The sequence below is a fragment of the Microcystis sp. M179S2 genome (genome assembly GCF_020245805.1).
Lineage (GTDB): Bacteria > Cyanobacteriota > Cyanobacteriia > Cyanobacteriales > Microcystaceae > Microcystis > Microcystis aeruginosa.
In genome coordinates, this window is record NZ_JADBUE010000141.1 from 23,036 (window position 1) to 36,985 (window position 13,950).

The 13,950-nt window shown below is 39.4% G+C and carries 5 protein-coding genes; 3 read left to right on the top strand and 2 right to left on the bottom strand.

The genetic code is table 11. The annotated features are described in order from the left end of the window. Positions 1 to 8: 8 nt before the first annotated feature. From IM500_RS08380 to IM500_RS08390, 3 genes are all read left to right on the top strand, one after another. The gene (locus tag IM500_RS08380; RefSeq protein WP_061431783.1) at positions 9 to 572 is read left to right on the top strand and encodes a Uma2 family endonuclease; all 564 of its coding nucleotides are present in this window, start codon (positions 9 to 11) and stop codon (positions 570 to 572) included. 163 nt (positions 573 to 735) lie between these two features. Next, positions 736 to 1,299, top strand: coding sequence for a Uma2 family endonuclease (locus IM500_RS08385; RefSeq protein ID WP_190723015.1), 564 nt, complete (start codon positions 736 to 738; stop codon positions 1,297 to 1,299). A 243-nt stretch (positions 1,300 to 1,542) separates the two neighbouring features. Continuing rightward, entirely contained in the window at positions 1,543 to 3,594 is a 2,052-nt protein-coding gene (locus IM500_RS08390) for an FAD-dependent oxidoreductase (RefSeq protein ID WP_190723014.1), read from the top strand. Between the two features lie 93 nt (positions 3,595 to 3,687). Here IM500_RS08390 and IM500_RS08395 read toward each other — a convergent pair whose 3' ends face one another. Further along, a complete protein-coding gene (locus tag IM500_RS08395; protein ID WP_190723013.1) occupies positions 3,688 to 7,563 on the bottom strand; it encodes a non-ribosomal peptide synthetase in 3,876 nt (1,291 codons plus the stop codon). Continuing rightward, positions 7,560 to 13,940 carry a non-ribosomal peptide synthetase gene (locus IM500_RS08400; RefSeq protein WP_287738113.1) on the bottom strand — a complete coding sequence of 2,127 codons (6,381 nt, stop codon included), beginning with the start codon at positions 13,938 to 13,940 and terminating at the stop codon, positions 7,560 to 7,562. The genes IM500_RS08395 and IM500_RS08400 overlap by 4 nt, the downstream gene beginning before the upstream one ends. Between the last annotated feature and the right edge of the window lie 10 nt (positions 13,941 to 13,950).

The following is a 13,950-nucleotide window of genomic DNA, read 5'->3' on the forward strand; positions in this document are numbered from 1 at the left end:
GAGAAGCGATGGAAACTGTAGTGTTAAATCTAGAGACAGTTAATCTGACCGATGAACAATTTTATCATCTCTGTCAGGCTAATCAAACATGGAATTTAGAACGTAATCAAAAAGGAGAATTATTAATTATGCCTCCCGTGGGTGGAAATAGTGGTAATCGAGAAGCTGATTTAATTGCTGATGTAACGATTTGGAATCGTCAAAGTAATTCCGGTAAAGTCTTTAGTTCTTCGACAATTTTTCGTTTACCAAATGGAGGATATCGTTCTCCTGATGTTGCTTGGATAAAACGGGAGAGATGGGAAGCTTTGAGCGCAGAAGAGCGAGAAAAGTTCCCACCTTTGTGTCCTGATTTTGTGATTGAATTACGTTCTCGTACCGATTCCTTAACCTCTTTACGCGACAAGATGCGCGAATATTTAGCCAGTGGTTTACGTTTGGGTTGGTTGATTAATCCTCAACAGCAGCAGGTGGAAATCTACCGACTAAATAGCGATGGGGAAATTATTAATTTACCTGCTATTTTATCCGGGGAAGATGTCTTACCCGGGTTTGTTTTGAATTTAACTTAGGAAGGATTGAGTACCCAGACAGAATTAATTACACATATTTTTCTCTGAACTGATAACTGATACAGCAGTTCTGGCGTTCCCTAAAACCAGAGACTTTGTACCTCACTCTTAAGATAAATGCGATGAGTTATCTTGTATAAAGCAGCAAGAAGGAGAAGCGATTATGGAAACTGTAGTGTTAAATCTAGAGACAGTTAATTTGACTGATGAACAATTTTATCATCTCTGTCAGGCTAATCAAACATGGAATTTAGAACGTAATCAAAAAGGAGAATTATTAATTATGCCTCCCGTGGGTGGAAATACTGGTAAACAAGAAGCTAATTTGATTGTTAAAGTTGGGGTATGGAACGAGCAAACTCAAATTGGTGAGGTGTTTAGTTCTTCGACAATTTTTCGTTTACCAAATGGAGGATATCGTTCTCCTGATGTTGCTTGGATAAAACGGGAGAGATGGGAAGCTTTGAGCGCAGAAGAGCGAGAAAAGTTCCCGCCTTTGTGTCCCGATTTTGTGATTGAATTACGTTCTCGTACCGATTCTTTAACCTCTTTACGCGACAAGATGAGTGAATATTTAGCCAGTGGTTTACGTTTAGGTTGGTTGATTAATCCTCAACAGCAGCAGGTGGAAATCTACCGACTAAATAGCGATGGGGAAATTATTAATTTACCTGCTATTTTATCCGGGGAAGATGTGTTACCCGGGTTTGTTTTGAATTTAACTTAGCAAGGATGACAGGGAATAACAAAGGGAATGAGACAGAATCAGGATATCTCTATTGTGTCAAAACATTTCCGGAAAAGCGATCGATTGTCAGCTTGGCGATGTATAATCTCTCAAAAGCCAGCATCAAGCTACAAAGTTCTCAATATTGTCCAAAAAAACAATCAGGATTTCAGGAACAGATGCTCTGGCTTCTTCTTCAAAGAAAGAGGAAACTCTCAGTCACAACATTGATATTTGTCAATAATGTCCCCTAAAATTTTCAATCATCACTTTACTCCCCTCAAATCCCTCTCTCTGGGATTATTTCTCCTACAAGCTTTCACTCCCCTTACCCTAGCTGCCCCCCCGCGAGAACTGGATAAAACCGTCGGCTGTGATATTCTGGTGGTGGGTGGTGGTTTAGCCGGTGCCGGTGCGGCCTACGAAGCTTTATTATTAGGAAAAACCGTCTGTTTAACCGAGATTACCGACTGGGTGGGGGGACAGATATCTTCTCAGGGAACCTCCGCATTAGATGAAAGACGGACACAAAGAGAAAAATTATTTTTCCCGAAAGGTTATCTAGAATTTAGGGAAAGAATTAGAAAGCATTACGGGAAACGCAACCCCGGAGAATGTTGGGTAAGCGGGTCTTGTTTTTTGCCTTTTGATGGACATAAATTATTATTTCAACAGTTAGAAGACGCTGCCAAAAAAGGCAAAGGAACTCTGAAATGGTTTCCCTCCACGGTAGTCAAAGAATTAAATATTGAAACTTTACCCAATCGCGGTACTGGTCAACAGATTACCGGTGTAATTGCTATTCAACATAGTCCCGCAAAAGGTACTCCTCCCCTAAATACCGAGTTTTTATCGCAAAAAATGGAGGATATCTATCGCTACGAAAATTCTCCCCGTTTTGATAAGAAAATCCTCCGTTTTGTCCCCAAATCCTCCCAACCGAATCAATTAGCAGATTGGTATGTGATTGAAGCGACCGAAACCGGGGAAATAATCGGATTATCAGATATTCCCTACCGTTTAGGTGTCGATAAGCGCAGTTATCTCGAACCTTCTTCCTCTAGCGTCACTGGAGACCCCTACTGTACCCAAGGCTTTACCTATACCTTCGCCATGGAGGAAACAGAAAAACCACAAACCCACGAGAAACCCGTTTATTATGAACGCTATGCCCCCTATTTTAGCTATGAATTGCCGCGATTAGCCGATTTTGACCTAGTTTTCACCTATCGTCGTATTTGGAGTCCGCAACTGGGTAAAGAGAAAACCTTTGGGGGAATTACTTTTACCGAACCCGTCCCGGGGGATATTTCCATGCAGAATTGGACCTGGGGAAATGATTACCGTCCGGGGACTGCGAAGGATAACTTTATCTACACCCGTGAACAGTTGCAAAAGTTAGGACAGTTATCTCCGGGGGGATGGATGGGAGGATTACGCACCGAAACCCTCGCGAGGGGCGAAGAACACGCCATTTCCTACTATTATTGGTTAGTAGAAGGGACCACCGATTCCCAGTTAGGGGACGGGGTAAAAGTTCCCCATTTGAATAACCGTTATCTCTCCGGTTTTGATTCTCCCATGGGAACTGCCCACGGTTTGTCAAAATATCCCTATATTCGGGAAGCAAGACGGATTATCGGTCGTCCTTCCCTGACTTACCCCGCTGGTTTTACCGTCACAGAAATCGATATTTCCCGACAAAATTTTCAAAGCGATTTCTATCGTCAAAATCTTTCTCCGGCAGAATATCGGCGCTTAATTGCCACCTTGGCAGGATTAGAGGGATTTTCCGTACTTGATGGCACATTATCCCCCGATCAGGCCGTTAAACGCAAGCGATCGACTATTTACCCCGATTCCGTCGGTATCGGTCACTATGCGATTGATTTTCATCCCTGCATGACAGAACATCCCCCCGAAAAACCGGGTAATACAGAAAAAGCAGGAGAAAGACGGGGACAGGGCCAAGCTTATCCTTTTGAGATTCCTTTAAGGGCTATAATTCCCCAAAAAATCGATAATTTACTGATAGCGGGCAAAAGTATCGCCCTTAGTCATATTGCTGCGGCTGCCTATCGTGTCCATTCCTTCGAGTGGTCCTCTGGGGTAGCTGCTGGCATCACGGCAGTGTATGCTTTAGATAATAATGTACTGCCCTATCAATTAGTAGAAAGTGATTTTCTCATCGGCAATCAACAATTGCGAGAATTACGGCAAAAAATCGCTGCTAGTGGTAATCCAACTGTGTTCCCCGATGCCTCAATTTTCCGGTCGATGGATGATTGGTATTAATTAGGGTTTGCTGAAAAAACTTTTTCAGCAGACCCTAGGTACTGCTCATCCATGTCTCTCAGATTGCCCGATTTCGTCCCCCCCCCTCAACGGTTACGACTGTTTTGGGTTGAGAATACTATTAATAATCAGAGCGTTTTTTGGAAGATAAGGAGGATCAATCATTTCACGATGAATACCAGTGGCATAATGATTGATTCTTTCTCCTTTTGTTGCTTGTGTCCAATCATCTTGAGCTTCATAGTTTCCCTCAGCACGAATCAAATGAATGGTCCCTTGAATTTGTACATTTTTTAAGTCAGAATTCCAAAGAAAATTAAAGTATTCCCACACTTGATGATAAGTGCGATCACGGAGTTTTTGATTTTCTAAAAAGTAACCTCTTAATTCCTGACGTTTGGGATTTAATAAGAAAGCATCAACCCCTTCTTGAATCTCTGACATATCAGCTTTTTTAGCCTCACGTCCTCCTCTGTAAGTATCCAGTAAAATGACATCAGAAACAACTCTCCCTCGACTTTCTAATTGTTGCGCCATTAACATCGCTAAAAATCCGCCGGCGGAATGTCCCATTAATTTTATATCTTGATTCTGAGCCAAATCCTCAATTAATTCAGCGTATTTTTTTAACATTAATTCATCGCTAATATACCGGAAAGTATAAATAGCATAATTCCTTAGATACTCTGCTAAATTGGCATAAGCAGCAGCGAAACCAAGGGCGGGTGGAAATAAAAAGACGGCCTTTTCTTGCTCCTTATTAAACACCACATACGGGCGTTCTTTCGGTTGAATATTCATCTCCTGAGCATAGATAATATAATCGCTTAATTCGGCGACTGTTGGCTTTTCATAAATCATTGATAAAGGAATTTCTATGGCCATTTTTTCATAAATTAAAGCCATAAGATTCATAGCTTGTAAGGAATGACCCCCCAACTCAAAGAAGTTATCATTAACCCCTATCTTGCCAGCTTGTAGAAGTTGTTGCCAAAGGCTTACTAAGATAGTTTCCGTTGAATTGCGGGGGGCTAAATAGGGTGATTCAACTAGAGAAGTTTCATCCGGTATAGGCAATTTATGAACGTCTATTTTCCCATTAGGATTTAAGGGAAAATCCGACAACATGGCAAAGGCAGAAGGGATCATGTAAACGGGTAATTTCTGCTGTAAGAAACGACGCAAATCTTGGGAAGTTAATAAAGTATCTTTTCTGATTACATAAGCAACTAACCGTTGATTATATAAGGTATCTTCCCGCATAATCACAACAGCCTGTTCAACGTTAGGATGAGTTTCTAAAACCGTCTGAATTTCTCCTAATTCAATGCGGAAACCTCTCAGCTTAACTTGATTGTCAATCCGCCCTAAATATTCAATGTTTCCATCAGGAAGATAGCGAGCTAAATCTCCCGTTTTATATAATTTCCCCTGAGCAAAAGGATGAGGAATAAATTTTTCAGCCGTTAATTCAGATTGGTTGAGATATCCACGCGCTAAACCCATTCCACCAATATGTAATTCTCCAGCAACACCAATAGGAACTGGTTGGAGATAACTATCGAGAATATAAACTTGGGCATTAGCAATGGGACGTCCAATAGGAATTAACTGGGAATTTGGCTGACAGCACCAGACAGTAGCATCAACGGCGGCTTCTGTTGGTCCATAAGCGTTATATAATTCACAGTTTAACTGCTGAAAAAATCGTTGATTGAGTTCATAAGATAAGGCTTCTCCCCCGGCAATTACTCGTTTTAAACAGTGACAATCTTTGAGCTTAGGATGTTGCAGAAAAACTCGCAATATTGAGGGAACACAAGTGAAACAAGTTACTTGTTCTTGCACAATTAAATCTATTAAATAATCTATATCTTTATACCCGTCAGGTTTAGCCACGACTAGGGTAGCACCAGATGTTAAAGATGAGAAAACTTCCCAAACTGAAACATCAAAACTAAAGGGAGTAATTTGGAGAATGCGATCTTCAGAGTTAAGATTATAATTGTCAATATTGTATTTTAGAGTATTGCAAATTCCTTGATGAATATTCATCACACCTTTAGGTTTTCCCGTTGAACCCGAAGTGTATATAACATAAGCTAAATTTTCTGGTTTAACTGGAGAGGTCAAATTCTCTTGACTATAATTAGCTATCTTTAACCAATCTGTATCTAAACACAGTATTTCGGCTTGATTTTCGGGCAGAGATTGAACTAAAGATTGCTGAGTTAACAACAGAGAAATCGCCGAATCAGATATCATATAATCCAAGCGCTCAGGGGGATAATTAGGATCCAAAGGAACATAAGCTCCCCCAGCTTTCATAATTCCCAATATTCCGATGATCATCTCAAAAGAACGCTCAATAAAAATCCCCACTAAAACTTCTGAAGTTACGCCTTTTTCTTGTAAATAGTGACCGACTTGATTAGCTCGACTATTTAACTCTCGATAGGTCAATTTTTTGCCCTCAAAAATAAGAGCTATTGCCTCGGAATTATCTCTAACTTTTTCTTCAAATAAATGGTGCAGACACTGTTGAGAATAAGCGACTTCGGTTTGATTCCACTCTATTAGTAATTGATGCCGTTCTTCAGGGGTTAATAAATTAATCTCAGATAATTTACAATCGGGATTCTGAATTACACTTTCAATAATTTGTAAAAAGTGACCGTTCATTCTGGCGATAGTTTCAGGCAAAAATAAATCTGGCTCATATTCAATAGCTAATGTAAGATTATGACTATCTTCAAAGAAGCTCCAAGTCATATCAAATTGAGCCATGCGTGGTTTTAAGGGATAGGGTTGATGTTCCAAACCAGGAATTTTTAAGACGGTTTTGCTTTCTTTACCCAGTAAAGAAAACATGACATCAAATAAGGGATTTCTGGACAAATCACGTTCTAAATTGAGAGCGGATACTAATTTATCAAAAGGATAATCACGATATTCATAGGCATCAAGACAGGTGTTAGTTACTTCCCCTAAGACTTGCTTAAAAGTTACTCCCTCTGGTAATAAAGATCTCAAAGCCAAGGTGTTAACATAAAACCCGATCTGGTTTTCTAAATCAGGATGATTTCGTGCTGAAATAGGGATACCAACTACTAAATCACGCTGGCCGGTGTGGCGGTAGAGTAATATTTTAAAGAAGGTCAGTAGGGTAATAAATAGAGTCGTCTGATTTCCAGTTGCAAAGGTTTGTAATTGTTGGCTAAGACTCTCACTAAATTGATAAGTGTAGGAAGCCGCTTGAGAAGATTTTACTTGAGGTCGAGGGAAGTCTATCGGTAAGTTTAAGATAGGGGGATGTTCGGTAAAAACCTCACACCAATACTCATGTTGTTCTCTAACTTCTTCACTTTCTAACCACTGATTTTGCCATGCCGCATAATCTTTATACTGTAGAGTAAGAGGGGGTAATTCAGCTTTTTTTTGTTGACTATAAGCAGAGTATAATGTAAAGAACTCTTGAAAGATAATATCAAGTGATTGTGCATCTCCAATAATATGATGGACAGTCAAACCAAAGATAAATTCTTCTGACTTAATCTGCACCAATAAGACCCGAATAAGGGGCAACTTTTCTAAACTAAAAGGTAAATTTGCCGACTCTTGAATTAAATCATCTGCCAAGAGTTCAGCATCTTTTTCTGCTCTTAAATCTTTAAAAATGATTAACTGTTCTGTGGGTATTTGCTCATGAATAACTTGCTTAATATTGCCCCCAACACTGGTAAAAGTGGTTCTGAGAATTTCATGACGGTTCACCAGTTCTTGAAAGGCTGCTGTTAATATAGAAACATCTAACTTGCCATTAATTCTCATGGCAAGCCTAATATTATAAGCACTAGAAGATTCGCTGATATGCTGCAAAATCCAAAGCCTTCTTTGACCGTGAGAGACTTGGTAATATTTTTGTTTTTCCAGTGGGTTAATTGAGTCAGATTGTGGTAAGTTGATCATCGTTTTTGTCGGGATTGAATTAATACAGCTTGTTCTTTTAAAGTATTATGGGTAAAAATTTCCCGTAATCGGAGGGAAACCCCAAATTGATTACGGATTTGTGACACTAAGCGCATCGCCTTTAGACTGTTTCCTCCTAGTTCAAAAAATGACTGATTACTGTTACTAACTTCTGCTTCTAATAACTCACCCCAAAGGGAAGCTAATAAAGCTTCTTGTGGATTAAAATCTGGGACTTGGTTAGTTGAGTCAGTAATATTTTCTTCGGGTTTTGGCAAAGCTAGACGATGAATTTTTCCATTGGGTAACAAGGGAAAAGCTTCTAACCGCATTAAAAAGCTAGGCTGCATATAAATCGGTAAGAGTTGCTTTAATTTACCTCGAATATATTCCTGATGAACTGTATCCTCTGCTTGATAATAAGCAATTACGGTTACTAATTCCTCCTTTTTATTAGCCATAACTAAGGCTTTTTCTACTCCCTCAATCCCACTGAGGACATCTTCAATCTCTCCTAATTCAATCCGTACCCCATTTAATTTAATTTGATTGTCACTGCGTCCTATTACTTCTAAAGTTAGATCAGGAAGCAGTCTGCCTAAGTCTCCAGTACGATAAACTATATCCCTCCCCCCATTCAAAGGATTAGGCACAAAAACTGAATGAGTTAAGCTTTCATCTTGATAATAACCTTTGGTTAAATAGGGGGATTTAACGAACACTTCTCCTACTTCTCCTATTGCCCTGGCGCGATTTCCATCAACCACTGCATAAGCGGCATCTGGCAAAGTTTGACCACCCGGAACCCGTTCATAGGGAATATTATTAGGGTTAGGAATTCGATAAAAATGCTTAACAAATGTAGTTTCACTTGCCCCATAAATATTCACAAATTCTGTCTGAGAGCCAAAAATTTGATGCCATTCAGCCAGTTCTTTCACAAATAAAGGCTCTCCTCCTAAGACAAAAATTCGCAAACTTTTCAGGAGATTATGTGCATTAACTAAACCACGCCCCATCTTTAAAAATAGACGCATTACCGAGGGGACAGTGTGTAGTAAGTTAATTTTCCATTCTCCTATTCGCAGTAATAAAAGCTCTAAGTCTTCTCGCTCTGTACTCTCTGGAATATACAGAGTTCCCCCTGAGCATAAAGTCACACAGGTTTCCCTCAAATAAGCATCAAAATTAATTTGAGCAATTTGTAAACAGCGCCAACTTTCATTAATGCCAAATTCCCGTTTTTCCCAATCAATGAAATGACGTAAGCTGCCGTGACTGCCTAAAATTGCTTTAGGTTCACCGGTTGAGCCAGAAGTAAACATAATATAATTAGAATCATCAGCATCCGGCATAGCTAGAAGGGGTTGCAGTTTGCTTAATTGGCAAGGAAACTCTTGATAATCCATGCCATTCCACTGATGATATTGCTGAATTTTATGAGCCTTAACCACTAAGATATGAGGCGGTTTTTCTAATGCGGATAGTTGGGGTTTAATCCCCTCTAAATTCTCAGCCGCAACTAAGATAATTTCGGGGCTAGTTTTAATCATCATGCGTTGCCGGCGCTCCTCTGGTTCATCTAAACGTAAAGGTAAATAGATTCCTCCAGCTTTAAATACTGCCAGCATAGCGATTAACTGACGATAATCTCCCTCTAGGAGAACACCACAAACCTTGTCTTTTTCCACGCCTAATTCTTTTAAGGCATAAGCCCAAAAGTTAGTTAGTTCATGTAATTCTTGATAGCTAAATTTACCCCCAGGATAAATTATCGATGTTTTCTCTGGTTTGGCTGCAACTTGGTCAATAAAATCATGGATAATAGTACGGGTTTCTAAGCGAGGAATAGGATTGATAAAATTGGCAATAAAAGCGGTTTCTGCTGCCGATAACAAAGAAATGTCTTTGACTGGTTGGGCGGGGTTAGATAGCATTTCATTCAAGAGTTTATCGAAGTGAATGAGACATTTTTTCATCCTCTCCTCTTGGAATAAGTCGGTGTTATAAATTAGCTCTAATCTGAGTTTTTCCTGATCTTCACTAAACACAAAAGATAGATCAAACTTACTGGTCGGGGTCAGGGAATCTAGAGATTTTATTTGTATATTTTCCAAGCCTACAGGTTGATCAAAATTTTGCAGAAGGACTAATATATCAAACAAGGGAGTGCGGTTAATTTCTCTAGAAACAGCTAATTTTTCTACTAAAATATCAAAGGGATAATCGGAATGTTCTAAGGCTTCGGTAACGGTTTGACGAACCTTTGCGAGTAGATTTTTGTAGCCTTTTTCGGGTTCAATTTGGTCACGAATAACTAAGGTATTGAGAAATAAACCGATTAGAGATTGCAGTTGAGGATGGCTTCTGGTGGCGATTTCTGTACCAATAGTAATATCATGTTGACCACTGTAGCGATACAGTAATATTTTTACAGCCGCTACCAATGCCATGAATAGGGTTATTTCGTTTTCTTGACAAATTTTTCTTAATTTAGAAATCGTTTCTCGGTCAAATGTCCAGCTTAAATGAGAACCCTTAAACGTCTTTATTTGGGGACGTTTAAAGTCTGTCGGTAAGTGAACTCTGGTCAGTTGTCCATTGTCCAGTTTTTGCCGCCAGTAATCTAGGTTTTTGGGATTATTTTCGCTTCTTAAAAGATTATTTTGCCATCCTGCATAATCTTTATATTGTATCGGCAATGGCTCTATACTAGGCTGTAATCCTTTGGCTAAATCAGAGTAGTATTGTAAGCATTCTTTAGCTAACAAACTCATTGACCAACCATCACAGATAATATGATGAATTTCTAACTCTAAAATATATTCATTCGGAGATAGTTTATAAATCTTAGAGCGCACCAGGGGACTTTTCTCTAAGTCAAACGGTTTTCTCTCTTTTGCAATCGTTTCTAGGATTTCTTCATCAGGTTTATTTGTCCAGTCTTTAAATTCCCAATCAAAAGGACGATTTTGCAGGATGTTCTGTTGTGGTTCACCGTTAATTAAAATGAAAGATGTCCGCAGGGATTCATGACGGGAAATCAATAATTGTATGGCTTTTTCAAAGACATCTGGGCTAAAATCTCCTGCTATTTTGAGGGTGGAAACAATATGATAAGCTACATTATTGATATCCATCTGTTGCAAGACATAGAAACGTCTCTGAGCATGGGATGTTTCGTAGGTTTCCTGTGCAGATACAAGGGGAATAGTGGCTACCGTCAGAGGGGTAACAGTGCTTAATAATGCTGCTTGTTCAGCAATGGTAGGATGGGCAAATACTTGTTTAATGGGCAAAGATTGCCCTAACTTTTCCTGAATTTTACTCACTAGAGAAATAGCTTTTAAGCTATGTCCTCCTAACTCAAAGAAGTTGTCACTAACCCCTATTTTGGATACCTGAAGAACATCTTGCCAAATCTGAGCTAAGAGGCTTTCTTTTTCATTTCTTGGGGCTATATAAGCAGATTCAATAATTGATGTCTCATCGGGGATAGGTAATTTTTTCCTGTCTATCTTGCCATTGTTATTTAAGGGAAAATCCGACAACATTACAAAGGCAGAAGGGACCATATAAGCGGGGAGTTGCTGCTGTAAGAAACGGCGTAGCTCCTGAGGAGTTAATAAAGAATTTTTTCTGATTACATAAGCAACTAACCGTTGATTATATAAGGTATCTTCCCGCATAATCACAACAGTTTGTTCAACGTTGGGATGAGTTTCTAAAACCGTCTGAATTTCTCCTAATTCAATGCGTAAACCTCTCAGCTTAACTTGATTATCAATCCGCCCTAAATATTCAATATTGCCCTCAGGAAGATAGCGAGCTAAATCTCCGGTTTTATATAATTTCCCCTCAGCAAAAGGGTTAGAAATAAATTTTTCTTGAGTTAATTCCAGACGATTGAGATATCCACGCGCTAAACCCATTCCACCAATATGTAATTCTCCAGCAACACCAATAGGAACCGGTTGGAGATAACTGTCGAGAATGTAAATCTGGGCATTAGCAATGGGAGTTCCAATAGAAATTTGGGAATTTGGCTGACAGCACCAGATAGTAGTCTCAACCGCTACTTCTGTTGGTCCATAAGCGTTATATAATTCACAGTTTAACTGCTGAAAAAATCGTTGATTGAGTTCATAAGATAAGGCTTCTCCCCCGACAATTACTCGTTTTAAACAGTGGCAATATTTGCTCTTGGGATGTTGCAGAAAAACTCGCAATATTGAGGGAACACAAGTGAAATAAGTTACTTGTTCTTGCACAATTAAATCTATTAAATAATCTATATCTTTATACCCGTCAGGTTTAGCCACGACTAGAGAAGCACCAGATATTAAAGACGAAAAAATTTCCCAGACTGAACCATCAAAACTCAAGGAAATAATTTGGAGAATGCGGTCTTCAGAGGTAATATTATAATGACCAATAGTATATGTCAGAGTATTACAAATTCCTCTATGAATATTCATCACGCCTTTGGGTTTTCCCGTTGAACCTGATGTATAAATAACATAGGCTAAATTCTCAGGAGTCGTTAGATTGAAGGGATTTTCTGGACTATAGGTAGCTATCTTTTCCCAATCCCTATCTAAACACAGTAACTCGGCCTCAGTTTGGGGAAGAAAATCCCCTAAAGATTCCTGAGTTAACACCAAAGAAACCCCCGAATCTGAGAGGATATCCCCCAAGCGCTCGGTAGGATAATCCGGAGCTAAAGGTACATAAGCTCCCCCGGCTTTTAATATCCCTAATAAACCGATGACCATCCCTAGGGAACGCTCCATAAAAATCCCGACCAAACTTTCTGGACCTACACCCTTATCTCGTAAACAGTGAGCTAACTGATTGCCCCGGTTATTTAACTGTTGATAGGTTAATTTTTGTCCTTCAAAAATAACCGCTATTCCCTGCGGATTCTGTGCAACTTGTTCCTCAAATAATTGATGTAAAGACTTATCTAAAGGATAATCTGCCTCGGTATTGTTCCACTCTACTAATAACTGATGTTGCTCTTGTGTTGTCAATATAGGTAATTGTGTTACCCGTTGCCGAGTATCAGTAACAATCCCTGTTAAAATAGTCTGTAAATGTGCTGCCATCCGTTCAATCGTATCCTGAGTAAAACGGCTAGTATCATAGACTAACTGAATCAGTAACTCCTCTTTAGGAATAGCAACCACCGTCAAAGGATAATTAGTTTCCTCAAAATTCTCCACATCCTTAACCCTTAAGGATTGACGAGAATCTCTCGATAACGCTTCTCTAGGATAATTCTCAAAAACGACCAAACTCTCAAACAGGGGAACCCCCGGTGGAATATCACTTAATCTCTGTATTTCAGCCAGAGAAACATAAGCATAATCCTGAATTTCTGCTTGCTTTTGCTGTAATTCCTGTAACCAAGATAGCAATAAATCTGATTCTCTGATGGAGACTCGCAGCGGCAATGTATTAATAAATAATCCTACCCTATGTTCTACCCCTGATAAATCATGAGGGCGACCAGAAACCGTAACCCCAAATAAAACTTCTGACTCCCCACTATAGCGACTGAGAAGAATCGCCCAAGCGGCCTGTACTAGAGTAGATAAGGTCAGATTATGCTTTTGCGCCAAAGATTGCAGGTCTTTGGAGTGAGAAGCCGATAAATGACAGTTATACTCTTTATAAGTCGGCTTACCTTCAGATTTCATTAACTGGAGTCTGTCCACCCTCAGGGGGGTGGGAGTCATAAACCCTTCAAGAGTTCGCTGCCAAAAACTCTCAGCAATAGATGGGTTTTGCTCCTGTAACCAAACAATATAATCTTGATAAGGACGCGGCAAAGGAAGATGATAACTTTTCCCTTGAATACCTGCCTCATAAAACCCTAAAACTTCTTGATAAATAATAGGCATACTCCAACCATCCAGAATAATATGATGATGATTGCAGAGGAATTTATAAGTTTGGTCCGATAGTTGAATCATCAAGCAACGCATTAAAGGAGCAACTTTGAGTTCAAACCCTTGTTGACGCTCTGTTTCTAACAATAAATCTAAACGTTGTTGTTGCTCTGTGGGGGAAAGATTGCGCCAATCTTGATAATCCCAAGGCAAATCAACCTTTTTTCGCACAATTTGCAGAGGTTTTTCCCGTTTTTCCCAAAGAAATAGAGTCCTTAATACCGAGTGACGCTCTACAACTTTTTCCCACGCTTGCCTAAAAACTGCAAGGTTAATTTCTCCCTCCAGAGTAATTAGAGTTTGACTACAATAAATCCCTGAATCAGGAGTATAAAGACTATGAAAGAGCATCCCTTCCTGCATGGGGGAAAGAGGATAAATAGACTCCACATTTTTGGCGGGTTGATTTTTTGTGTCTGCCATGAAAGATTCT

What these genes read in the sequence shown, in the direction of transcription:
- IM500_RS08380 (WP_061431783.1), top strand. Translation starts at nt 9, where the DNA reads ATGGAAACTGTAGTGTTAAATCTAGAGACAGTTAATCTGACCGATGAA.
- IM500_RS08385 (WP_190723015.1), top strand. Translation starts at nt 736, where the DNA reads ATGGAAACTGTAGTGTTAAATCTAGAGACAGTTAATTTGACTGATGAA.
- IM500_RS08390 (WP_190723014.1), top strand. Translation starts at nt 1,543, where the DNA reads ATGTCCCCTAAAATTTTCAATCATCACTTTACTCCCCTCAAATCCCTC.
- IM500_RS08395 (WP_190723013.1), bottom strand. Translation starts at nt 7,563, where the DNA reads ATGATCAACTTACCACAATCTGACTCAATTAACCCACTGGAAAAACAA.
- IM500_RS08400 (WP_287738113.1), bottom strand. Translation starts at nt 13,940, where the DNA reads ATGGCAGACACAAAAAATCAACCCGCCAAAAATGTGGAGTCTATTTAT.